The sequence below is a fragment of the Psychromonas sp. SP041 genome, assembly GCF_000470315.2.
Lineage (GTDB): Bacteria > Pseudomonadota > Gammaproteobacteria > Enterobacterales > Psychromonadaceae > Psychromonas.
This window is the reverse complement of sequence record NZ_CBRF02000015.1, coordinates 57,670-82,475: the sequence shown is the minus strand read 5'-3', so window position 1 is coordinate 82,475 and position 24,806 is coordinate 57,670. Positions and strand designations below refer to the sequence as shown.

General features: G+C 36.5%; 15 protein-coding genes and 3 tRNA genes. 8 read left to right on the top strand and 10 right to left on the bottom strand.

Features of this window, described 5'->3' with window-relative positions; translation table 11 throughout:
• The first annotated feature begins 16 nt into the window (after positions 1–16).
• Both SP041_RS10180 and glnB read left to right on the top strand, forming a co-directional pair.
• Positions 17–4,603, top strand: a complete 4,587-nt coding sequence (locus SP041_RS10180) for a PilC/PilY family type IV pilus protein (protein WP_025564864.1) — start codon at positions 17–19, stop codon at positions 4,601–4,603.
• A 574-nt stretch (positions 4,604–5,177) separates the two neighbouring features.
• Positions 5,178–5,516 (top strand): nitrogen regulatory protein P-II, encoded by a 339-nt coding sequence (gene glnB, locus SP041_RS10175; RefSeq protein WP_025564863.1) that lies wholly within the window; start codon positions 5,178–5,180, stop codon positions 5,514–5,516.
• Between the two features lie 139 nt (positions 5,517–5,655).
• Here the strand turns inward: glnB and SP041_RS10170 are convergent, their stop codons facing one another.
• Complete coding sequence (locus SP041_RS10170; RefSeq protein WP_025564862.1) at positions 5,656–6,447, bottom strand: outer membrane protein assembly factor BamD; 792 nt, start codon at positions 6,445–6,447, stop codon at positions 5,656–5,658.
• Positions 6,448–6,605: 158 nt separating this feature from the next.
• Between SP041_RS10170 and rluD the strand changes: the two genes are divergently transcribed.
• The 3 genes from rluD (at position 6,606) to clpB (ending at position 11,208) form a co-directional block, all read left to right on the top strand.
• Complete coding sequence (gene rluD, locus SP041_RS10165) at positions 6,606–7,586, top strand: 23S rRNA pseudouridine(1911/1915/1917) synthase RluD (RefSeq protein ID WP_025564861.1); 981 nt, start codon at positions 6,606–6,608, stop codon at positions 7,584–7,586.
• 9 nt (positions 7,587–7,595) lie between these two features.
• Entirely contained in the window at positions 7,596–8,336 is a 741-nt protein-coding gene (gene pgeF, locus SP041_RS10160) for a peptidoglycan editing factor PgeF (protein ID WP_025564860.1), read from the top strand.
• 295 nt (positions 8,337–8,631) lie between these two features.
• The gene (gene clpB, locus SP041_RS10155; RefSeq protein WP_025564859.1) at positions 8,632–11,208 is read left to right on the top strand and encodes an ATP-dependent chaperone ClpB; all 2,577 of its coding nucleotides are present in this window, start codon (positions 8,632–8,634) and stop codon (positions 11,206–11,208) included.
• A 209-nt stretch (positions 11,209–11,417) separates the two neighbouring features.
• Here the strand turns inward: clpB and nagA are convergent, their stop codons facing one another.
• Both nagA and nagB read right to left on the bottom strand, forming a co-directional pair.
• Positions 11,418–12,572, bottom strand: coding sequence for an N-acetylglucosamine-6-phosphate deacetylase (gene nagA, locus SP041_RS10150; protein ID WP_025564858.1), 1,155 nt, complete (start codon positions 12,570–12,572; stop codon positions 11,418–11,420).
• Positions 12,573–12,666: 94 nt separating this feature from the next.
• A complete protein-coding gene (nagB, locus tag SP041_RS10145; protein WP_025564857.1) occupies positions 12,667–13,467 on the bottom strand; it encodes a glucosamine-6-phosphate deaminase in 801 nt (266 codons plus the stop codon).
• 264 nt (positions 13,468–13,731) lie between these two features.
• Here nagB and nagE point away from each other — a divergent pair, with 264 nt between their 5' ends.
• Positions 13,732–15,198, top strand: coding sequence for an N-acetylglucosamine-specific PTS transporter subunit IIBC (gene nagE, locus SP041_RS10140; protein WP_025564856.1), 1,467 nt, complete (start codon positions 13,732–13,734; stop codon positions 15,196–15,198).
• Positions 15,199–15,540: 342 nt separating this feature from the next.
• Positions 15,541–17,202, top strand: coding sequence for a glutamine--tRNA ligase (gene glnS / locus SP041_RS10135; RefSeq protein WP_025564855.1), 1,662 nt, complete (start codon positions 15,541–15,543; stop codon positions 17,200–17,202).
• Positions 17,203–17,407: 205 nt separating this feature from the next.
• On the opposite strand, the gene SP041_RS10130 is transcribed toward glnS, so the two are convergent.
• From SP041_RS10130 to SP041_RS10115, 4 genes are all read right to left on the bottom strand, one after another.
• Entirely contained in the window at positions 17,408–18,103 is a 696-nt protein-coding gene (locus SP041_RS10130) for an exonuclease domain-containing protein (RefSeq protein WP_037049379.1), read from the bottom strand.
• Positions 18,103–19,947 carry a DUF294 nucleotidyltransferase-like domain-containing protein gene (locus SP041_RS10125; protein WP_025564853.1) on the bottom strand — a complete coding sequence of 615 codons (1,845 nt, stop codon included), beginning with the start codon at positions 19,945–19,947 and terminating at the stop codon, positions 18,103–18,105. The genes SP041_RS10130 and SP041_RS10125 overlap by 1 nt, the downstream gene beginning before the upstream one ends.
• A gap of 236 nt (positions 19,948–20,183) precedes the next feature.
• Positions 20,184–21,902: a sodium:solute symporter family protein gene (locus SP041_RS10120; RefSeq protein WP_025564852.1), complete on the bottom strand. Its 1,719-nt coding sequence runs from the start codon at positions 21,900–21,902 to the stop codon at positions 20,184–20,186.
• A 15-nt stretch (positions 21,903–21,917) separates the two neighbouring features.
• Positions 21,918–22,181: a DUF4212 domain-containing protein gene (locus SP041_RS10115; protein ID WP_025564851.1), complete on the bottom strand. Its 264-nt coding sequence runs from the start codon at positions 22,179–22,181 to the stop codon at positions 21,918–21,920.
• Positions 22,182–22,736: 555 nt separating this feature from the next.
• Here SP041_RS10115 and SP041_RS10110 point away from each other — a divergent pair.
• Complete coding sequence (locus SP041_RS10110) at positions 22,737–23,900, top strand: PilT/PilU family type 4a pilus ATPase (protein WP_025564850.1); 1,164 nt, start codon at positions 22,737–22,739, stop codon at positions 23,898–23,900.
• 506 nt (positions 23,901–24,406) lie between these two features.
• Here the strand turns inward: SP041_RS10110 and SP041_RS10105 are convergent.
• From SP041_RS10105 to SP041_RS10095, 3 genes are all read right to left on the bottom strand, one after another.
• Positions 24,407–24,483, bottom strand: a tRNA-Asp gene (locus SP041_RS10105).
• A gap of 64 nt (positions 24,484–24,547) precedes the next feature.
• A tRNA-Asp gene (locus tag SP041_RS10100) sits at positions 24,548–24,624 on the bottom strand.
• Between the two features lie 74 nt (positions 24,625–24,698).
• Positions 24,699–24,775: transfer RNA gene (locus SP041_RS10095), tRNA-Asp, on the bottom strand.
• Positions 24,776–24,806: the final 31 nt, after the last annotated feature.

Sequence of the window (24,806 nt, the reverse complement as noted above, 5' to 3'; positions counted from 1 at the left end):
GAATAAGGATATTCTTGTGAAAAAAATATTATTAAATAGTTTTATATTGTCATCAAGCTGTTTGTTTTCAGTTGTTTCTGTTCATGCAGGAAACTTGGACCTAGCGACTAAGCCGCTTTATACCGGTACAACAGAAGCACCGATGATGATGCTAGTAATGGGACGAGATCATACCCTTTTTTATGAAGCTTACAATGATGCGTCAGATCTTGATGGTGATGGTGAATTGGATACCAAATTTAAACCTAGATATAGTTATGAAGGGTATTTTGATCCCGCTAAATGTTATCAATATAGTGAATCAAAAAGTATTTTCGAGCCTAAAGTTATAGCTACGACTGACGATAAAATTTGTATTACTAATAGTGAATATTGGAGTGGGAACTTCCTAAATTATCTAACGATGACTCGTATGGATGTATTAAGAAAAGTACTTTATGGTGGAACGCGTATTACTGATACATTATCTGATACCGTATTAGAACGGGTTTTTATTCCACAGGATGCCCATAGTTGGGCTAAAGCTTATACATCAGAAAGTGTTGATGGCTATGATATTCGAGATTATTCTCCATACGAACTTCCTAATTCAAATATAAAACAACACTTTTTTGCTTCAGTAACCTACACCAGTTATGACAGTCCGCCTTCATTACAAGTTATAGAAAATGCTGAAAATGTTAATAATGATTCCGATTGGGGCGTCTGGAACTGGGCGTCCACAGAACGTCCTGTTTTAAATTTAGATAAAGATAAGAAGAATAATGGCGATCAAAGTTCTCTCTATGATTTACATTTTACAGGTGATGTTGATACCGATAATTACACTGTACGAGTTGAAGTTTGTGTCACAGGCCTGTTAGAAAGTAATTGTAAAGCTTACGATAATAATAATTATAAACCGACAGGACTACTTCATGATTATGGTGAGAAGGATCAAATGTTATTTGGCCTGTTAACTGGTAGTTATAATAAAAATTTATCTGGCGGCGTATTACGAGAAACAGCTAAGGAGTTTTCTAAAGAAATTAATTCAACGACAGGACAATTTTCATCAAGTGATAGTGGAATAGTTGCAACAATTAATAAACTAAAAATTTATGGTTTTAATTATACTCAAGGTAGTTCTAATAATAATTATAAATATCAAGACAATTGTGGCTTCATTACTACGCGATCATTTAATGAGGGTGAATGTGTTTCATGGGGAAATCCAGTTGGTGAAATGCTTTATGAAAGTATGCGTTATTATGCAGGAGAGTCTTTCGCTAGTAGTTCTTATGCAGCTTCTGGTGATGAAGATGAAGAGTTAGGACTACCAGCCCCTACTTGGGACGACCCGTATGATGGTCGAGGAACTTGCGCTCGCCCAAATGTTTTATTGATTAGTGATATTAACCCCTCTTTTGATTCAGACCAATTACCTGGAGCTTATTCATCATTCAGTAAATCTTATAATGGTAGTGTTTTAAAGACAGATGAGGGTGATAATTTTAGCATTACTACATTATTAAATACTATTTCATCAACGGAAGGAAAAACGTCGGGGCAATATTTTATTGGTCAATCGAAAGATGTTAACGATGGAGCTCCTACTGTGAAAACAATTAATGGGCTTGCTTCTATTCGAGGACTTGCTCCTGCTGAACCAACTAAACAAGGAAGTTATAGCTCAGCGGCTGTCGCATATTATGGCATTAACAATGATATTAATAAGAGTAAACCAGAAGAGCAAAATGTAACAACCATGGTGGTTGCTTTAGCTTCTAATCTTCCTGAAATTAATGTAGATGTTGATGGTGAAACAATTACTATCGTTCCTTTTGCTAAGTCAGTAGGAGGAGGGAGTATTAGTAAAAGTAATGGTGATTTTCAACCAACAAACACGATTGTTGACTGGTATGTAGAATCTATTACGCCTACTAAAGGTATTTTTCAAATCAACTTTGAAGATGTAGAGCAAGGTGGTGATCATGATATGGATATGATCGTTAAATATACCTATGAAGTGATCAATAATGCCTGCCTTACTTATAACTCAAATGGTAGCTGTGCTACTGTAGGTAAAGGGGTACAAGTTTCACTTGATTCAACTTATGCTGGAGGTGGAGTTGATCAACATGCAGGCTATATCATTTCTGGTACAACTAATGATGGTGTTTATTTAGAAGTTAGAGATCAGTCTGGAAGAGAAGTTGAATATTATTTAGATACACCCATTGAGTCTATATATAAGAATCGTGAACAAATTAAAGCCGATCTAATAGGGACAACATCTACAATAGATGAAACATTATTAGGTTTAAATTCAACAAGAACCTTTATTCCTAATTCAAGTGATGCTGCTGAATTTTTACCTTCCCCACTCTGGTATGCGGCTAAATGGGGAGGCTTTAATGATAGTAATGATAATGGTAAGCCTGATTTATCATCAGAGTGGGATATAAACTCTGATGGGAATCCAGATAATTACTTCCCTGTAACCAATGCCGGTGAATTAAAAGATCAAATTGCAGCCGCATTTGACTTAGCTTATGACGGCTTGTTGACCGGTTCTTCACCCGTTTATTCTTCTAACTTATTAACTACCGGTACACTTGCTTATAAATCTTCATTTGAAGAAAAAAATTGGAATGGGGATGTTACTGCTTATACAGTTAATTCTAATGGTCAATTTTCAACTTCTAATACATGGAGTGCTGCTGATCAATTAGATGCGATGGATCCTGATGATCGTCATATTTTTACTCGTAGTATTGATGGAAATGTATTTGAATTTACAAAGCCTCAAAGCAGCAGTTCTTTAATCGGATTTGTCCTTTCTTCAGCGACATCTTTATTGGACATATTAACAACTCCATTGTCAGAGAGTCAGTTAGCTGGTTTATTAGGAAGTACATTAACATCAGCTTCATACGTAGACAAAGCAGCCTATATACAAAATGCAGTCAGCTATATTCGAGGAGATCGTGATAATGAAACGACTACTTTGGGAGATGGTTTCAGAGAAAGAACTAGTCTCTTAGGTGATATTGTTAATTCAACACCTTATTATGTATCTTCAGCTAAAGGACATTCGATAGGAACAGAGATTGTTGCATTTGCTGCAAATGATGGAATGGTACATATCGTTGATGCTAATAATGGCAAAGAACTTGTAGCATATATACCGAGTACTGTTTATGAGACGTTAGGTAAGATAATTGATAATGCTTATATTCATGAATATTCAGTTGATGGTGGCTTGAATGCTTATTCAGATAAAAATGATTTAGTTGATATTAGTTTTGATGGTGTTACTACTGAAGTATCAAGAACAACCTTAGTTGGGCGTTTAGGCTTAGGCGTTAAAGGGCTTTATGCTATTGATGTCTCTAATGTATCTAAAACTAACCCTACGGCTGATATGATGAGATGGGAGATAACAACAGATACTAGTGGGTTTGAGGATATAGGTTATAGTGTTTCCGCTCCGACATTAGTAACACTGGCAAATAATAAAGCGAGCGTTGTTTTTGCCAATGGCTACAATTCAACTGATAATGATGGCGCTATTTATATCGCTGATCTTAAAGATGGAAGTTTAATTAAAAAACTCAGTGTTGGCGCACAAACTGATCCAACAGGATTGGACAGGCCTAATGCGCTCGCCCAACCATTATTGATCGATAATAATAGTGATGGTATTGCTGATTATATATATGCAGGTGATCTTTTTGGAAATATGTGGGTATTTGATATCTCTAGTGATGATCCTAATGACTGGGGAATTAAAAAAATAGGCGGGGCTCCATTGTTTACTGCAATCAGTCCAACATTGAATGGCGTTGAATATAGATCCCAATCGATTACTACGAGACCAACAGTAGTGCGTCATCCTGATGGTGTCGGTGTGTTAGTTGCATTCGGAACTGGTAAGTATGTAGAGTCACATGATATTTCTACGACGGATCAAGCCACTCAGAGTTTTTATGTAATTGAAGACAAACTGGGTACTTCTAGTGTTAATGCTACACGTAATTCATCTGGTTTTAGTAATTTACAAAAGCAATCTATTCTCAAGGAAAGTAGTACCAATCGTTTACTTTCAAGTCACCCTCTTAATTGGAATGAGATTAGTGGCTTCTATATTGACTTAGTCAATACTGAAGATGGGAATATTGAAAACCATGGAGAGAGGCAAGTGGTTGGTAGCACTGTTTTAGGTAATAAAATTAGCTTTGTTACTTTAATCCCGGGTATAGATCCTTGCGTTGCTGGCGGCACAGGTTGGTATATGGAATTGGATTTATATACAGGACAAACTTGGAATGCAGGGACTGAAGTAGAAGATGATCCCTCAACTGCAGAAGATGAGTCTGAAGAAATACCTACTGATAGCTCGAATCAGTTTATCGATGGTGTTGCAACAGGAATTTCATCAGTGGCTTCAGTAACAACAGGTACTGAAACAATTACGAAGGCTGATGGTACAACAGAAGAGATTACTGTATTTGAAAGCGCTGTTGGTTTAACTTGTATTACTCTAAGTACTAATAAACAGACCTGTTACGATGATGATCTTAATATAACTGGCCCACAAAGCTGGAGAAACTTATATTAATTAATATAAGTTTCTGAAAAGGCAGTTTCGATTAATGTAATAAGCGAATCGATACTGCCTTTTTTATTAAATGTTTACCTTACGTCGAACATATTAATCACAGTTAATAGCCACTTTACTTTGTTGGCTAAAATAATTTATACCAACCACACCAATTAGCTTATTGCTTCGTTGTCAGTTTTGTAACTGGAGCAACAACTAAAGTATTAACATACTTTAGTTCACTCTTCGAAAGGTTTCTATTTACACCTTAAACTAAGTCACTTTTCCTGCATAAAATGTAGAACACTTATTTAATACAATTAGTATAAGAATACTTTTAGTTAATAATATTTTTTATTGATATACCGATCAATGACGTATCTATCAGTGACATATACGACAGACTTGCCATAATAATAATGGATACAATGAAGTAGGTTAAATTAACACTGAAAGTTTGTTTTTTATTGATTTGCTAATAGTGTAATATTAGAGGTCATATTCAGCCTGAAGATCATGGCACAAAGTGATTTATTGAGATCTCTTCGAGATTGACAACACTTTACTTTGAAATCAACATTAAGAGTTTATTATGAAAAAAATAGAAGCAATCATTAAACCATTTAAAATGGACGATGTACGTGAAGCACTTGCGGATATTGATATTACAGGTATGACAGTATCAGAAGTAAAAGGCTTTGGTCGTCAAAAAGGGCATACTGAATTATATCGTGGTGCAGAATACATGGTGGACTTTTTACCAAAAGTTAAAATTGAATTAGTGGTAAAGAAAGAATATGTAGATCGTTGCATTGAAGCGATTATGAAAACAGCGCAAACAGGTAAAATTGGCGATGGTAAAATTTTCGTTACTTCTGTTGAGCGTGTTATTCGTATTCGTACTGGTGAAGAGGACGGTGAAGCAGTTTAATCTTTTACAGATTAGTTATTCTGTCTAAATAAGCAATAAAAAAGGAGAACTCAGTTCTCCTTTTTTATTGCTTTATCGTTAAGTTATTATCGTTAACTAATCATAACTATCGGAATAAATAACTATCGGAATAGTTTAATTACCAATTAAAAAGACTAAACGATTCGCTTCTTTTAACTACCTTACTGTCAGGGTAATTTAATTTTAACACTGACAATGCGTTGTTCTTAGGCTCTTCTAAGCCTAGTTCATCGTAGCCTTGAATCATGATTTCTAACGCGCTTTTTACTGAGTTAGTATCAGGGTAATTATTTAAGACTACTTTACTGCGATTAATCGCTGCTATATAAGCCTCACGTTTAATATACCATTCTGCAATTGATATTTCATAACGAGCAATTCGATCTTTAAGGTAGACCATGCGTTGTTTTGCGTCTTTTGCATACTCACTTGTAGGGTAATATTTTAAAATGCGGTTGAAGTCTTTAAATGATCTTTGAGAATAGCTTTGATCACGATTGAATCGATCAACGCCAAATAAATTTTGAAAGAATTGATCATCAACAAGCAAGTTTGTTAAGCCACGCATATAATAGACATAATCTAAATCTTTATGTGTAGGATTTAAGCGGATAAACTTATCAATATTGGCTAAAGTCAACGCCATCTCATTGCGTTTGTAATAAGCATAAATTAAGTCTAATTGTACTTGGTCTGAATGTGGACCAAATGGATAGCGACTATCTAATGCTTCAAGAATTTCTGAGGCTTTTTCAAAATTAGCAGATTCTAATGCTAATGAGGCATCTTCATATAATGCCATCGGAGGCTTATCAGCAATCTTCGGTTTGCTACTTTTTTTAGATGAACAGCCACTAATGACAATGGCGATGAAAAAACTGGTCGTTATTAGTCTAAGGATCTTATTCATAAGTGTTATAATGTCGGCCAATATTAAAAAGTACAGTATCGACTATCGTCGAAAGAAATAAAAGTAAAAAAAGATAAAATGTGACAAGATAATACTGTCAGACTAAATACTTTTTAAAAATCAATTACAATAGCACAAAATACAAAGAAGAGAGCACTATGAGCCAAGCAATAAACCTAACTGCAGAAGTTACAGATGAACAGTTAGGATTTCGATTAGACCAAGCGGTTGCCGCATTGTTCCCTGATTATTCTCGTTCACGTATAAAAGAATGGATTTTAGCGGGCCTGGTACAAATTGATGGCACAGTTTCTTTAACGCCGCGTGAAAAAGTATTTACTGGTCAAATGCTAGAAGTAAATGCGGTATTAAAAGATGAAGTCACTTTTATTGCACAAAAAATTGAAATTAACATCGTTTATGAAGATGATGATATTTTAGTTATCAATAAACCTGCTGGGTTAGTTGTTCATCCAGGGGCTGGTAACGCAAGTGGCACATTATTAAATGCCTTATTATACCATTACCCAAGCATTGCAGAAGTACCGCGTGCAGGTATCGTACATCGGTTAGATAAAGAAACATCTGGTTTGATGGTGGTTGCTAAAACAGTACCGGCACAAACGCATTTAGTGACAAGTTTACAAGCACGTCAAATGACACGTGAATATGATGCGATTGCTTCAGGTTGTTTTACTGCCGGTGGTAAAGTTGATGCACCTATCGGTCGAGATAAAGTCCACCGTACTAAAATGGCTGTTAACCCAACGTCTGGCAAAGATGCAATAACGCATTACCGAATTGCTGAAAAATACCGAGCTCACACTCGTTTACGTTTGCGCTTAGAAACAGGCCGTACTCACCAAATTCGTGTACACATGATGTCTATTGGGCACGTGTTAACAGGTGACCCTGTATACGGCGGTCGTCCTCGTCCACCAAAAGGCGCATCAGCAGAGTTAAGTGAAGTGTTGCGTGGTTTTAGACGCCAAGCACTCCATGCAACCATGTTACGTTTAGATCACCCAATCACAGGTGACGAAATGGAATGGCATGCTGAACCACCGGAAGACTTTAAAGCCCTTGCTGCTGCATTACGTGCTGATACTATTTCGCATGAAAATGAACTCGATTTATAGTTTTTTTATATGCAATTAATTAAACCTAATTGGGCAGCACCTGCCCATGTTCATGCTTATTCAACGACACGCTTAGATGGTGTTAGTGAAGGTGAGTTTGAAGGGTTGAATTTAGGAACACATGTTAATGATAATCCTCAACATGTGTTTCAAAATCGCTTGTTATTATCCAATCAATTTAATAATGCACCTGATTTCTGTTGGTTAAATCAAACTCATAGTGATGATTTAATTAAATTATCTGAATCCACCGTTCAAAATTTAAATGCAGATGCTAGTTGGACTGATACTAATCAACGAACGAGTGTAGTGATGACGGCCGATTGTTTGCCTGTGTTAGTTACCGATAAGCAAGGAAGTTTTGTTATTGCGATTCATGCTGGTTGGCGTGGTTTATGTGACGGTATTATTGAAAAAAGTATTCAGAAAGTCAGTGATGAATTAGCGATTAAAAGTGATCAATTATTAGTGTGGCTAGGTCCTTGTATCGGTCCTACTGTATTCGAAGTCGGTGATGAAGTGCGTGAAGAGTTTGTTGCTCATGATGTGAATGCTAGCCGTGCTTTTGTTGCTGCTAATGGAAAATGGTTAGCAAATTTGCACCTATTAGCCAAACTGAGGTTAGCCGATTTTAAAGGTGTCACTATCACCGAAAATGAATCGTGTACTTTTAATGATCCTGCATTATTTTATTCTTATAGAAGAGATGGGAAAACCGGACGCTTAGCCACTTTTATTTGGTTAGATTAACGTTTTATTGTTGTAAGTTTGTTGCAATCAATATGAATGTTATTTATTAAAATAATAGGCTTTGATGTTATTAATAAAGAAACTTAATATTCTATATTCTAACCTTTTCACAACCCTTAATGATTTTTCTGCTACGTTTTTACTGCGCTTTTTATTACACTTTTATTACTCATCCTTTTCAAAAAATTAACGACTATTATTGTTCATTATTTATTCCATATATTATGTTCATGGCCTTGATATTTATTTGTAAAACCCCATCTATATAAGTGTAATCATTTCGGGAGAAATTCGTATGCGTTTAGATAAATTAACTAGTAAATTTCAATTAGCGTTGGCCGATGCTCAATCTATTGCATTAGGTCGTGATCATCAATATATCGAAGCGACACACGTATTGCTGGCCATGCTTAATCAAGATGGTGGCGCGATGCGTGGTATCTTGTCTGATCTTGAAATTAATATAAATCTACTGCGTTCACAGCTATCAACGATGTTGGATAGGTTGCCTAAAGTATCTGGAATAGGTGGCGAAATTCAAGTCTCTAGCCAGTTAGGTAATACCTTTAATCTTTGTGATAAATACGCACAAAAAGCGAAAGATAAATTTATTTCGTCGGAAATGTTTTTAGTTGCTGTTTGCGAAGATAAAGGTGAGTTAGGGCAAGCTCTTAATAAGCTTGGGTTAACAAAAAGCAAAGTTGAAAGTTCTTTAAAGAAAGTTCGTCAAGGGCAAACTGTTAACGACGTCAATGGCGATGGTCCTGAACAAGCATTAGATAAATACACTATCGACCTTACTGAGCGAGCGGCAGCAGGTAAGCTTGACCCGGTTATTGGTCGAGATGACGAAGTACGCCGAATTATACAAGTGTTACAACGTCGTACTAAAAACAACCCTGTCATTATTGGCGAGCCTGGCGTGGGTAAAACGGCAATCGTTGAAGGGTTAGCGCAACGTATTATTAATGGTGAAGTACCCGAAGGCTTAAAAGGTAAACGAGTGTTATCTTTAGATATGGGGTCTTTAATTGCAGGTGCTAAATACAGAGGGGAATTCGAAGAGCGTTTAAAAGCTGTATTAGCAGAGCTTAATAAAGAAGAAGGGCAAGTCATACTATTTATTGATGAACTACATACCATGGTTGGCGCTGGTAAAGGCGACGGTGCGATGGATGCGAGTAATATGCTTAAGCCTGCACTTGCTCGTGGTGAGTTGCATTGCGTTGGTGCCACTACCTTAGATGAGTATCGCCAATATATTGAAAAAGATGCGGCATTAGAGCGTCGTTTTCAAAAAGTAATAGTCGATGAACCAACCGTAGAAGACACGATTGCAATCTTACGTGGTTTGAAAGAGCGTTATGAATTACATCATAAAGTGCAAATTACGGACCCAGCTATTGTTGCTGCGGCGACCTTATCACACCGTTATATTTCAGATCGTCAGCTACCTGATAAAGCGATTGATTTAATTGATGAGGCGGCTTCTAGTATTCGCTTACAAATAGACTCTAAACCTGAAAGTCTAGATAAGCTTGGGCGTAAAATCATTCAGTTGACGGTAGAGCAAAAGTCGCTACAAAATTCTTCTGATGAAGCGAGTATCAAGCGTCTAAGTGATTTAGAGCAAACCCTAAAATCGAAAGGTACTGAATATAAAGAGTTAGATGAAATTTGGAAAACTGAAAAAGCAGCATTATCCGGCACACAAAATATTAAACAAGCTTTAGAGCAAGCGCGTTTAGATTTGGAAGTGGCTAGCCGAGCATCTGATTTAACACGTATGTCAGAATTGCAATATGGCCGTATTCCAGATTTAGAAAAACAGTTAGACCTTGCCTCTCAAGCTGAAATGCAAGAGATGACATTGTTAAAACATTCAGTAACAGAAAATGAAATCGCCGATATTCTTGCTCATTGGACGGGTATCCCTGTGTCTAAAATGCTCGAAGGAGAGCGTGATAAACTATTGAAAATGGAGAAACATTTACATTCTCAAGTGGTTGGACAAAATGAAGCGATTGAAGCCATTTCAAATGCGATTCGTCGTAGTCGTGCTGGCTTAAGCGACCCTGACCGTCCTATTGGTTCGTTTTTATTCTTGGGTCCTACTGGTGTTGGTAAAACAGAGTCTTGTAAAGCCTTGGCCAATTTCCTATTTGATAGTGTTGATAATATGGTGCGTATCGATATGTCTGAGTTTATGGAAAAACATGCAGTGTCACGTTTAGTTGGTGCACCTCCAGGTTACGTAGGTTACGAAGAAGGGGGTTATTTAACGGAAGCGGTTCGTCGTAAACCTTATTCAGTCATTTTGTTAGATGAGATAGAAAAAGCACATCCTGATGTTTTTAATATTTTATTACAGGTGTTAGATGATGGGCGTTTAACTGATGGCAAAGGGCGCACGGTTGATTTTCGTAATACGGTTATTATTATGACCTCTAATATTGGATCTGAAATTATTCAAGAAGCATTTCCTCGAGCTTCTTATGATGACGTTAAAAATACATTATTAGGAATATTAGCAAAACAATTTAAACCTGAGTTTTTGAATCGTATTGATGAAACAGTCGTTTTTCATCCTTTAAGTGAAAAACACATTAAATCCATTGCGACGATTCAACTTCATGCATTGCAAGCACGACTTAAAGAAAGAGGTTATCTACTTACATTTAATGATGCTTCAATAGAATTGTTGGTCGAAGCGGGCTATGACCCAATGTATGGTGCTCGTCCATTAAAAAGAGCGGTACAACAACTCTTAGAAAATGCATTAGCACAGAAAATATTATCAGGAGAGTTAAGTGTAGGTAATAATATTCTAGCTGATGTGGAAGATGGAAAAATAGTGTTTGTACAAAAATAAAAGTACAAAAATAAAAGTACAAAAATAAAAGTACAAAAATAAAAGTACAAAAATAAAAGTACAAAAATAAAAGTACAAAAATAAAAGTACACATATAAGCCGTTAAACGGCTAAAAGTGAAACGATTAAAAGGAGCGACTTAGGTTGCTCCTTTTTTAATAAAACGTAGCTGATTAATGTATCACGCTCAAGGCTTTACTATTTGTTATTTATAAGACTTTAGATGATTTATAAATGCCATTTACCACGGTTGCTGTAACTTGGTAATCATTATTGAAAATGGCTAGGTTAGCGATTTTACCTGAATGAACACTGCCTAGTTTATGGTTAACTGAAATTGCTTTGGCCGGGTATAGTGTGGCCATTCGAATCGCTTCATCTAATGGTATGCCAACACACTTAACGCATTGTTGTATGGATTCAATCATAGTGACTGCTGACCCACCCAAGGTGCCATCTTCACCAAAACATTTACCGTCTTTATAATAAACAGTGGTGCCAACAAAATCGAATTGATTGCTGAATCGTTCGATATCTGCTCCTGCAGGCGCAGTGGCATCGGTTACTAATATTAATTTCTCTCCCATGATTTTTTTAGACAGTCGCACATTGACATAATCAACATGAAATCCATCAACAATAATACCTGCATAAATATTGTTATCATAAACGGCACCTACTATGCCTGGCTCTCGACCTGTGATTGACGACATAGCATTGAATAAGTGTGTAGCGCAAGAAGCCCCATGTTTGATTGCGTTTGTTGCTTGCTGGTAAGTACCGTTACTATGACCTAAAGAAACCACAATACCTGCATTGCTTAACTGAGTTATCACATTATCAGGCGTCATTTCGGGCGCAAGAGTAATTTGACTAATGATGTCTGCATTCGCGCAAATAAGATCAATCATTTCAGTATTGGGCTCTCGTATAAACTCTGCTCGGTGAATACCTTTTTTTACCAAATTAATATAAGGACCTTCAAGATGTAAACCTAAGACTTCATTATCTGTTGTCTGCATATATTCACGTACTACATCTAATGCCTTTTTCATTCCTTGATCGCTGTCTGTGATAAAAGTGGGGAGGTAGCTAGTTGTACCAGATTTTAAATTAGCAGCCTGCATTGTTAATAGTGTTTGTTGTGTCTCGGCACCATTAAACATAACACCACCACAACCATTGAGTTGTAAGTCGATAAAGCCAGGTGTTAAGTTGTTGCCATTTAAATCTATGCAACGAGTATCGGAAGGGAGGTCATTGATAGGAATGATGCTTTTGACCAATTCATTTTCAATAATGACTGCATGATCAACAAGAATGGATTCAGTTGTGTAGATCACGCAATTAGTGAGTGCATACATGGAAAACAGCTCCGTTTAATAAAATAAATTGATATGTTCAATGATTTAGTAAGTACTGAAATAGGTATGTTCTAAGTCATTTAATGGGGTTGAGCTATAAGCCATGAATATGTTCAGCTTCTAATTCCTGAAAATACTTAAGCGTTTTAACTTTAAGCTCCATGGTTGATTCTGCATCACAGACAATAATTGCTTTTTGATGTAATTGTAAGGCACTAACTGTCCACAAATGATTAACACATCCTTCAACTGCGGCTTGTAATGCTAGTGCTTTATGGCGACCAGTGACAAGTGTTAAAACTTCAGTCGCATCTAATAACGTAGCAACACCAATAGTTAATGCTAACTTGGGTACTTTATTGATATCGTTATCAAAGAAACGGGAATTAGCAAGTCTCGTTTCCTGGGTGAGCGTTTTAACCCGTGTGCGAGAAGCTAATGATGAGCCGGGTTCATTAAATGCAATATGGCCATCACTTCCTACTCCGCCCATAAAAAGGTTGATTTTACCGTAGCTTTTTATCTTATCTTCGTAGCGCTGACATTCTGCTGCTAAGTCGTTAGCTAAGCCATTTAATAAGTTGATGTTTTGCGGTTGTATATCGATATGGTTAAAAAAGTTGTTATGCATGAAGTTATAATAACTTTCTGGATGTGAAGATTCGATACCGACGTATTCGTCCATATTAAAAGTCACTACATGCTTAAAGCTAACTTTTTCTGCTTTATATAATGCAATCAAATGTTCATAAGTTGCTAATGGAGAGCTACCAGTCGGTAAACCTAATATAAATGGGCGATCTTTTGTTGGAGAGAATTTGTTAATTTTGTTCACAATATATTGAGCGGACCAACGGCCAACATCGGATAAATTTTTAAGTGGAATTAAACGCATTTTTTCTCCAAATAGTTAAAATTTAAGCTTAATTCTTCTTGTAAGTTAAGTTTAATGGTAATGCTTGTCTTGTTTTTTTTCAAGTTGAACCTTGAGTGATCTGCGTCACATAATAAACTCATCGAGTTTGCGGGCTTTGATAAAAACTTTAGAGTCATAACTTAGCTAGATTATTAAAGTCTTTGTATTTAGAGGCTTTCTTTAACGAGTTAAAATGGATAATAATCAATGTGAATTAAGTTTGCATCTCAAGGGAGAGTGACAATGAATATTTTAGGTTATATGCAGAAAGTAGGTAGAGCCTTGATGGTGCCAGTAGCCGTTTTACCTGCTGCCGCCATTCTGATGGGGATTGGTTATTGGATTGACCCTAATGGTTGGGGAGGTGATTCTCAGCTTGCTGCTTTTTTAATTAAAGCAGGCGCGGCGGTCATCGATAATATGGCGTTGTTATTTGCTGTTGGTGTTGCTTATGGACTGTCTAAAGATAAAGATGGTGCTGCCGCTCTTTCAGGATTAGTGGGTTGGTTAGTGGTGACTACTTTATTATCTCCTGGAGCTGTTGAACAAATTACCGGTGTTGCTGCGGATGCTTCTTTCGGTAAAATTGAAAACCAATTTGTTGGGATTTTAGTCGGTATTATTTCTGCTGAATTATATAATCGATTTTCAGATGTTGAACTGCATAACACATTAGCTTTCTTTTCTGGTCGTCGTTTAGTGCCTATCGTCGTTTCTATAGTGATGATTGCAGTGTCATTTGTCTTAATGGCTATTTGGCCACTTATTTTCACTGGTCTACAACACTTTGGTGAAACGATTGCTGGTATGGGGGATATTGGTGCAGGCATCTATGCTTTTTTTAACCGTTTATTGATTCCAGTTGGTCTGCACCATGCATTAAACTCCGTATTTTGGTTTGATGTGGCAGGTATTAATGATATCCCGAACTTTTTAGCAGGTCAGGACACTATTACTAAATTTGCCGCAGAAGGTAAAACGGCGATTGGTACTGTTGGTATGTATCAAGCAGGTTTCTTTCCTATCATGATGTTTGGTTTACCTGGTGCTGCGTTAGCTATTTATACAACAGCAAGGTCAGAGAACAAACAAAAAGTTGCCTCTATTATGTTAGCGGCTTCTTTAGCTTCGTTCTTCACAGGCGTGACAGAACCGTTAGAATTCTCATTTATGTTTGTTGCACCATTATTATATGTTGTACATGCTATTTTGACTGGTGTTTCAGTGTTTATTGCCGCTAATATGGAATGGATTGCTGGCTTTGGGTTCTCTGCTGGTTTAGTTGATATGGTGCTTTCTTCGCAAAATCCATTAGCCAAACAATGGTATATGTTGCTAGCACAAGGTGTTGCCTTTTTTGCGATTTATTACTTTGTTTTCTTAACATTAATTAAAGGCCTTAACCTTAAAACACCTGGACGTGAAGATGCTGACGATGAAGCTATCAATATCGTTGCTGAGAGTAGTGACGATAGTGATAGTTTAGCCAATGCTTATGTTGTGGCGTTAGGTGGTATGAAAAATATTGAAGTCATTGATGCTTGTATTACTCGTTTACGTCTAACGCTAAAAGATCGTAGCATTATTAAAGAATCTGATCTTAAAGGCTTAGGTGCAATGGGGGTTGTTAAGTTAGGAGAAAATAACCTTCAAGTTATTATTGGACCACAAGCTGAAAGTATTGCAAATCGTATGAAACTAGCCGAGTAGTGGTTAATTTTTTATTTTAAAAGGCACTCATTGAGTGCCTTTTTTGTTTCTTGAATTCAAGTAATTATTGCTAATCTCAATTTAATTAAATATTTACGCCAAATTTTATGGTCGAAAATGATTTATTTAAGCGATTACTTGATACGTATAATAGTTCGTTTTACTAAGCTTATAACAAACAGAACAGTTATTTTAGCGCTAAAATAGGGTTGCTATTTAATCTGATTAGTATTATTCGCACATATCCTTACGATACCTTGCATTTGCTATTATTTCACTTGAGCTTAGCGCTAGAATATACGATGATTGCCCCTTTATGAATCATGTATTTTAGAGGTTACAATGTCTGAACTGGAAACACGCCCAAGTAATTTTATTCGCACTATTATTGAAAACGATCTTGAGAGTGGAAAACACCAGACAATTCATACACGCTTTCCACCTGAGCCGAATGGTTATTTGCATATTGGTCATGCTAAATCTATCTGTCTAAACTTTGGTTTAGCTCGTGATTACCCGAATGCTGCCTGTAACCTACGTTTTGATGATACAAACCCGGTTAAAGAAGATGCTGACTATGTTGCCGCGATTGAAAAAGACGTAACGTGGTTAGGTTTTGAGTGGCAAGGTGATGTACGTTATTCATCGAACTACTTTGAACAGCTTTTTGATTATGCTGTTGAGCTTATTGAGAATAATAAAGCGTATGTTTGTGAGTTAAATGCAGAACAAACTCGTGAATATCGCGGTACGTTAACGTCTGCGGGTAAAGATAGCCCATTCCGCGATCGTCCTATTGCTGAAAGCTTAGATCTGTTTAATCGTATGCGAGCAGGTGAGTTTAAAGAAGGCACTATGATGTTGCGTGCCAAAATAGATATGGCTTCACCTAATATGAAAATGCGTGATCCGGTTATTTACCGTATTCGCTTTGCACATCACCATCAAACGGGTGACAAATGGTGCATCTACCCAATGTACGATTTTACACACTGTATTTCGGATGCGATTGAAGGCATTACGCATAGTTTATGTACGTTAGAGTTTGAAGATCATCGTCCTCTTTATGATTGGGTTTTAGCGAATATCAGTATTGAGTGTAAACCACGTCAAATAGAGTTTTCTCGTTTAAATTTACAATACACATTAACGTCTAAGCGTAAATTGAATGCATTGATTGAAGAAAATATAGTGACTGGTTGGGATGACCCTCGTATGCCAACTATTTCAGGTATGCGTCGACGTGGTTATCCTGCTGCTTCATTACGTGAATTTTCAAAACGTATTGGTGTGACTAAGCAAGAAAACACCGTTGAACTAGCCTCTTTAGAAGCTTGTGTTCGTGAAAACCTAGAAGCGAATGGCGCACGTGCAATGGCGGTCATTGACCCAATCAAAGTGACGATTTCAAACTATGAAGAAGGTAAAATAGAACAACTAGTTGCACCTGCTCATCCTAAAGATGAAAGCATGGGCACACGTATTGTTCCTTTTACACGTGAAATTTATATTGATGCTGCAGACTTCCGTGAAGAAGCGAATAAAAAGTATAAGCGTTTGGTATTAGGTAAAGAAGTTCGCTTGCGTAATGCTTATATGGTTAAAGCAGAAGAAGTAATTAAAAATGATGCCGGTGAAATTACAGAGATTATTTGTTCATACGATCCGACAACATTGGGTAAAAATCCTGAAGATGGTCGTAAGCCAAAAGGGGTTATTCATTGGGTAAGTGCAACATCAAACCATCCTGCTGAGTTCCGTCTATATGATCGTTTATTTACAGTAGAAAACCCTGCTTCAGTTGAAGATATTCATTCAGTTCTTTACGCTGACTCATTAGTTATAAAGCATGGTTTCGTTGAAAATAGTTTGATTGATGCTGAAGCTGAAGTAGCGTATCAATTTGAGCGTGAAGGGTACTTCTGTGCTGATAATAAAGATTCAACTGCTTCTAAGCTGGTATTTAACCGTACGGTAGCATTACGTGACTCTTGGGTTGGTTAATTTAAACTAACCTCGATTCTGAAAAAGGTTTACTGAAAAGTAAGCCTTTTTTTATGCCTATCAATTAATTTTTTGCTGGTGGCTAGAGCCATACTAGCTGATGGCTAGGCTCATACTAATAAATATTTACTGGTATTTTCTGCATTCACTTTTGATGCGTTGCTATATCAAATAAGTTTTTTAAAAGTAAGACTCTCAATGAATATCAATGACTTTCAAGTAATTTAGCTAACGTTATAGTTTCTAGCCCTCCCATCTTATTTAATTGAGCCAATAGTAATTCAGCGCAAGCTAATGCGTCTGTTAATGCATTATGTGCATTATAAATAGGTAAGTTGTAGCGTTCCCTACAGGCGTTCAAGCGTAAGCTACCTGTATTTAAAAATTGATGTTTACGAAATTGCCTTCTTTTATCAATAAGTAATGTATCAATTGCGAATAACGGCAACGGTTGTAGACCTATTTTACGTAATGATTGCTGTAAGAATTGTAAATCTAATTGTGCATGATGTGCGACTAACACTTTGTGTTGGCATTGTTCAAAGAGCCACTCTAGCGCCTCTTGTTGTGTTAAAGCATTGTTTAAGTCCTTATCTAAAACACCATGAATAACAGCGCTTTGACCAACACTACCTTGAATTTTTATAAATTTATGTTGTGCAAATTTAGGCTGTATTTGGCCATTAATAATAGGAATAACACCGATGCTGACCATTTGATCTTTCTTCGGGTTTAATCCTGTCATTTCAATATCTAATGCGAGTAAATCAGTTTTTGAAATAGGTTGATTAAGGTTTGTTAACAGATATTGATAATGGGTTTGTAAGTGTTCAGGTTTCCCTAACTTATTATTGTTAATAAGTCGTTTTAATTTTTTATTTAACCACCATTGCTGCAACATTAAAATTGTCTTAAAAATTTGTGTTTCACGGTGCCTTGGGCTTCATGAATGACTTTAAAGGCATCTTTTAATTGGTGTCTGACTAATGATGAAAGACTATCAGGCAAAATATAATTAGAAACGGGTTGCGTGTTATTAAATTGCTGTCCTTGATTCGTAAGGCGTTTATGAGCAATAAATTCCCAAGAGTCTAGTAAGTTCATGGCAATATCCTTATCGATGGCTGATAACGCAATTAATGCTTCAATACGTTTGATTGTATTTACTTCTTCTATTCCTACAGATAAAGCATAGATCCTGACAATATCATTAATGAGTGCATTACCTTTATGTTTTAAATCGATTCCTTTTACTTCACTACCATCTCGTTCCAGTACAAAACTACGGAAGAAACCAAGTGGTGGGGTTGATTGCAATGCATTTTGGCTAAGCGCAGCAATGAATATATCGTTGTTTTTTGTATTCTTTAATACAGTGGTTTGTAATTGCTTAAATAAACTGAGATCACCAAATACAGGTCTCATATCAAAGAAGATTGTGGCATTTAATAAGGCACTGGGGTCGGGTGTTTTAATCCATTTAGAAAATGCTTGTAACCATTGTTGTAATGTTAATTGCCACTTTGGGTTTTGTGCCATGATATTACCAGGGCAAAATGGAAAGCCACATTCATTCAGGGCACTACAAACATATTCTGACAATTGTTTGAAATAGTCTTTTTCTACTTTAGTCGCTTCTCTTTCTAGTATTAATGCATTGTCTTGATCTGATCCTGCCATTTGATCTTGACGACCTTGAGAACCAAAAGCAAGCCAACAGAATGTCATTGGTGCGGGTCCTAACTGTTCTTGTCTTAATGCAATTAAGCGACGTGTTAATGAATCTGTCACAGAGGTGAGCACTCGACCTATCTCCATTGCTTTAGCATCACTGCTAATCAGGTTAAATAATAGATCGGGTATTTTTTGACTGACTTGAATTAACGACTCTAAATTATTTTGGCGATCTATTTGGCCAATTAACAATAAAGGTTGAGAACTTTGACTGCGGATTAAATCAGTACTCGTAATAATAGCAATAGGTTTATTCCCTTTTACGACGGGTAAATGATGAATATTTTTTTCACTCATTTTTAGCATGGCTTCAAAAATCAACGCCTCAGGCTTAATCGTCGTTGGGTGTTCAGTCATTGCTTGCTCGACTAATAAAGCACCTGTCAGACCCTTCGCTAATACACGGTTACGTAAGTCTCGATCGGTTAAAATACCGCATAGTTTGTCTTCATTGACGACAATCAGTGATGAAAGACGCTTCTCTGACATTAATAATGCTGCTTGATGGATAGTTGCATCACGAGTAATAGTAGTGAGTTCTCGTGACATAATATTAGTAATACGTGCAGTGCTAATATGATTATGTTTAAGTGAGCCTTGATTACGTAGACGTTTGGCAAAAGCTTGATTAAAGAAGCGATCAAAAGAATGACAATTGGCTCGTAATTGGTCGAACATAACGGCGGGCAAATGATAAACCAAACCATCTTCTAATATATGGACTTGATTAACGACTTTCTCACCCGAAAGCATGCCACTAAATCCAAAGTATTGACCTTCGCCTATTCGATCAATTAATTCACCTTCTTGCGTACTAACTTCAAAAGCACCACTACGAACAATGTAAAGTTGTGGGTCATTACTATCAACATGTACTAATTTCTGCTGTTGACTGTAATAGGCAATGGTCAATACCTTACAACATTGCTTAAGTGTTTGTTCTTGCAATGAATCAAAAGGCGCTAACCTGCGCATGAAATCAAAAATGGGCTGTAATTCACTATTATCCATATGTACCTAATTACCTATTATGTGGGCTGATAGTTAACTCATAACAGTACTTAATAAAAAGATGTTTGATGAAACCGTATCTCTTTAATAGGGCATGGTAAAAGTCACTTTATAAATGGTCATTTAGCTAATAGTTGCTCCGTTTATTTTCTTTTATAAAGGGGCTCCTATAAAAATATCATTATAAAAATTAATGAAAAAAAAAGCGCCGAAGCGCTTTTAACATTCAATCAATTTTAATGATCTTGTGCTTCACCTGCTCCTTTAGGGAAACGAATTGATTCGACCATATCAACCACGGCTTGCGGTGTTGGTGCTGTTATTCTGCAGACTAGAATAGCGACTGCAAAGTTAATCACCATACCTAACATACCTATGCCTTCTGGCGATACACCAAATAACCAGTTCTCAGATACATTTGCAGCAGGGTTTACAAATTTAAAGTAAACAATGTAAATAGTCGTAAATGATAAACCTGCTAGCATGCCAGCGATAGCGCCTTCTTTATTCATTTTCGTTGAAAAGATACCCATCGTAATAGCTGGGAATAAAGAGGAGGCGGCAAGACCAAAGGCGATGGCCACGACGGCGGCTACAAATCCTGGTGGGTTAATACCAAAGTAACCTGCCATAATAATACCGGCACCTGATGCCATACGCGCATACATTAACTCCTTATTATCAGAGATATTGGGCATTAAGTTCTTTTTCAATAAATCATGAGAAACAGACGTTGAAATAACTAATAGTAGACCTGCGGATGTTGATAACGCGGCTGCTAGACCACCGGCAGCCATTAACGCAATAACCCATGCTGGTAAGTTTGCCATCTCTGGTGTTGCCAATACGATAATGTCACGGTCAACATTCATCTCATTTCTTTCATCATTTGAGTAGAACATCTTACCGTCGCTATTCTTATCGTCCCATTTGATTAAGCCTGTTTTTTCCCAGTTTTCAATCCATAGTGGCGCTTCGGCATGTGGTACACCTTGGCTTTCTGGACCGTTGATTGACTGAATCATGTTTACACGTGAAAAAGAAGCTAATGCAGGAATAGTGGTGTACATAATCGCGATAAATAATAATGTCCAACCAGCAGAACTACGTGCATCTCTTACTCTTGGTACTGTAAAGAAACGAACGATTACATGTGGTAAACCGGCCGTACCAAACATTAATGCACCTGTAATAAACAGTACATCAATCATGTCTTTAGAGCCTTCAGTATACTGAGCAAACCCTAATTCCGTAGAAAGACCATCCAATTTATCAAGTAAATAAACACTTGAACTATTACCCGTTGCATCCAGTAATTCTGCACCGAACCCTAATTGAGGGAAGATATGACCTGTCATCATGATTGAAAGAAAAACAGCAGGTACCATGAAAGCAAAAATCATGACACAGTATTGCGCTACCTGAGTATAAGTAATCCCTTTCATGCCACCTAAAACAGCATAGAAAAATACGACACACATACCGATATAAACGCCGGTATCTACTTCTACTTCAAGGAAGCGAGAGAATACAACACCTACACCACGCATTTGACCTGCAATATAGGTAAAGCTGATGAAGATGGCACAGATAACTGCAACAGTACGTGCTGATTGTGAATAGTAACGATCACCAATAAAATCTGGCACGGTAAACTTACCAAATTTACGAAGATAAGGAACCATCAAGAGTGCAAGCAGTACATAGCCGCCAGTCCACCCCATAATGTATACGCTACCATCATACCCAACGAAAGAAACAATCCCCGCAAGTGATATAAATGAAGCCGCTGACATCCAATCCGCCGCGGTTGCCATACCATTTAAAATAGGTGGAACACCACCGCCTGCTACATAAAACTCTTTTGTTGAACCCGCTCGTGTCTTAATTGCAATGCCGATATAAACAGCAAATGTAACCCCAACTACCAAATAGGTTAATGTTTGAACATCCATTTTTATTACTCCTTGTTATTCGTCAACACCATATTTTTTGTCGAGGGTATTTGATTTTTTTACATAGACAAAAATCAATATTAAAAAGACGTAAATGGAACCTTGTTGAGCGAACCAAAATCCTAATTTAAATCCCATAAAACTGAATTCATTCAATATATCAACGAGTAATATGCCGCACCCAAATGAAACAAAAGCCCAAATAACCAATAATTTTATTACCAGTTTGAGGTTTTCGTTCCAATATCCCTTTGCTTTATCTGAATCTTCAAAGCTCACTGCCACTCTCCTTAATCTTACTAATGAGAAAGAAATTAAAGCTAATTACGTTATTTTGTATTTAAATTAACCATCAATTAAACAAAAAATAAGCATTCACTTTTAATCACTTATTAGTTTTACTGAGAAAGTTATTTATCTTCTAAGTAAATGTGTTGTTAATACTATGTTAATTTATTTACTTTGCTACGGAGAGACAAAGAGCTAGATCATGTTTTACTGAATAAAAAGTGAGCATCTCATCACATTAGTTATCTATAATATTGTTTTTGTGAACAAAGGTTGTTTCCCCATAATTTTTTATTACGTGAATGAGTAAATAATTCAACTTTTTTGTGGGTTGATTAAAAACAATTTAAAATGATTTTTTATGCATTATTTTTGATTTTAAATTCATTTGTATGTAATTAGTAGTAGATTGACTAGGCTGTTATGCAGAAAAAATATAAAATCAAGTTACGTGCTAGGATTAAAGCAATAGCAATTAAATTATTAATAAAATAAAAAATCATATAGCAATACAGCATATATAGATTTTAGATGGATATATAAGTTATGGAATTTGAAACAATGTTAAATGAGTTAGCGAGTAAAGATGGGTCAGATCTTTATTTAGCGACTGGTGCTCCACCTTCTGCAAAATTTCAAGGCTCACTTATGCCTTTAAGTGATGTTTGTTTTAAGCCAGGTGAAGTTGGTAAAATTGCTAACGAAATAATGGATGAGGAACAAAAAGAAGAGTTTGCCCACACATTAGAGATGAATCTTGCTATTTCATTGGCAAGCATCGGACGTTTTCGCGTTAACATATTCAAACAACGAAATGATATCTCGATCGTTGTACGTAACATAAAAATTGACATTCCAAAGTTTGAAGATTTGAGGTTACCTGAAGTATTAAAAGAAGTGATCATGTCTAAAAACGGGTTAGTTTTGTTTGTTGGTGCGACGGGATCGGGTAAATCAACATCATTGGCTGCATTAATAGATTATCGTAATAGCAATTCTTCAGGCCATATTATTACTATTGAAGATCCCGTTGAGTTTGTACATAAACATAAAAAAAGTATTATTAATCAAAGGGAAGTAGGTGTTGATACGCGTAGCTTTCATGCTGCCTTAAAGAATACTTTACGCCAGGCGCCTGATGTTATTTTAATCGGTGAGATACGTGATAAAGAAACAATGGAACATGCTTTAGCTTTCTCTGAAACAGGGCATCTAGTGCTGTCTACATTACATGCTAATAATGCAAACCAAGCCATCGACCGTATCATTAACTTTTTTCCTGAAGAGCGACGTTTACAATTATTAATTGATTTAGGTAACAACCTTAGATCTTTTGTTTCACAACGTTTGGTGCCAACTATTGATGGTAAAAGGTGTGCTGCCATTGAAGTAATGATGGGAACGTTAACTATTCGAGATATGATCAAACGAGGTCAATTTGAAAAGCTAAAAGAGATAATGGAAAAATCTAAAGAGTTAGGTATGCAAACTTTTGATGGTGCGTTATTTGAATTAACGAATGAAGGTTTGATCAGTAAAGAAGAGGCGATTAAAAACTCTGACTCCCCAACTAACTTAGCACTTAAATTTAAGTTAGATAAAAGCAATGCCGAAGAAGCAGAAGAAGATAATACAAAACCAGTCAGTAATCTAAGCCTTGAAGAAGATCGTCCCAGTATGCCTGATATAAACGATCTCACTTTTTCATAACCTATTATTAATTATTTATCTAAAAAATAAGCGCTTCGGCGCTTTTTATTATAAAAAATTTAATAAAAACTTATGGAGTGCTTATACCAAAAGAATTAATAAGGTGATCATTCTTGCTGGTTAAAATAACCCCTAACTGCGTTGTGAGTTTTTAAGTGAGAACAACTATCTCCTACAACTCACGCCTTATTAGTGTTAATTTTTCCTGCGCAATCTCTGATCACTTATTTAATTCCATTGGTATTATTAGCAATTTATAGTCGATTTTTAGATTTATTTAATTAAACAACTAAATGCTGTTAGGTGCTGTTCGTTATTTTAAAATATAGAGAATATAGAGAATATAGAGAATATAGAGAATATAGAGAATATAGAGAATATAGAGAATATAGAGAATATAGAGAATATAGAGGTATAAGAATTAGATGAGTATTTTTGTACTAATTTAATATTGAAGTATTGAACTAAAGAATTTAGATAAGATAATAATAACTTTTATACACTGTTGGCGGAGTGGACGGGACTCGAACCCGCGACCCCCGGCGTGACAGGCCGGTATTCTAACCAACTGAACTACCACTCCTCCGAGTGTATAACAGTTTTACCACTTTATTTTATATCGCAGTGATAACGATTTAACACACTGTTGGCGGAGTGGACGGGACTCGAACCCGCGACCCCCGGCGTGACAGGCCGGTATTCTAACCAACTGAACTACCACTCCACGAGTGTGTTACAGTTATTTCTTTGTAAATTAATACTGGTGAAATAAACCATTTAGCTTTCATATAATACTGTTGGCGGAGTGGACGGGACTCGAACCCGCGACCCCCGGCGTGACAGGCCGGTATTCTAACCAACTGAACTACCACTCCACTGGAGTATTACAGTTCAAGCTTTGATAAT

Excerpts from the sequence above, each read along its gene's own strand:
- glnB (WP_025564863.1), top strand. The coding sequence starts at position 5,178 with ATGAAAAAAATAGAAGCAATCATTAAACCATTTAAAATGGACGATGTA.
- SP041_RS10170 (WP_025564862.1), bottom strand. The coding sequence starts at position 6,447 with ATGAATAAGATCCTTAGACTAATAACGACCAGTTTTTTCATCGCCATT.
- rluD (WP_025564861.1), top strand. The coding sequence starts at position 6,606 with ATGAGCCAAGCAATAAACCTAACTGCAGAAGTTACAGATGAACAGTTA.
- pgeF (WP_025564860.1), top strand. The coding sequence starts at position 7,596 with ATGCAATTAATTAAACCTAATTGGGCAGCACCTGCCCATGTTCATGCT.
- clpB (WP_025564859.1), top strand. The coding sequence starts at position 8,632 with ATGCGTTTAGATAAATTAACTAGTAAATTTCAATTAGCGTTGGCCGAT.
- nagA (WP_025564858.1), bottom strand. The coding sequence starts at position 12,572 with ATGTATGCACTCACTAATTGCGTGATCTACACAACTGAATCCATTCTT.
- nagB (WP_025564857.1), bottom strand. The coding sequence starts at position 13,467 with ATGCGTTTAATTCCACTTAAAAATTTATCCGATGTTGGCCGTTGGTCC.
- nagE (WP_025564856.1), top strand. The coding sequence starts at position 13,732 with ATGAATATTTTAGGTTATATGCAGAAAGTAGGTAGAGCCTTGATGGTG.
- glnS (WP_025564855.1), top strand. The coding sequence starts at position 15,541 with ATGTCTGAACTGGAAACACGCCCAAGTAATTTTATTCGCACTATTATT.
- SP041_RS10130 (WP_037049379.1), bottom strand. The coding sequence starts at position 18,103 with ATGTTGCAGCAATGGTGGTTAAATAAAAAATTAAAACGACTTATTAAC.
- SP041_RS10125 (WP_025564853.1), bottom strand. The coding sequence starts at position 19,947 with ATGGATAATAGTGAATTACAGCCCATTTTTGATTTCATGCGCAGGTTA.
- SP041_RS10120 (WP_025564852.1), bottom strand. The coding sequence starts at position 21,902 with ATGGATGTTCAAACATTAACCTATTTGGTAGTTGGGGTTACATTTGCT.
- SP041_RS10110 (WP_025564850.1), top strand. The coding sequence starts at position 22,737 with ATGGAATTTGAAACAATGTTAAATGAGTTAGCGAGTAAAGATGGGTCA.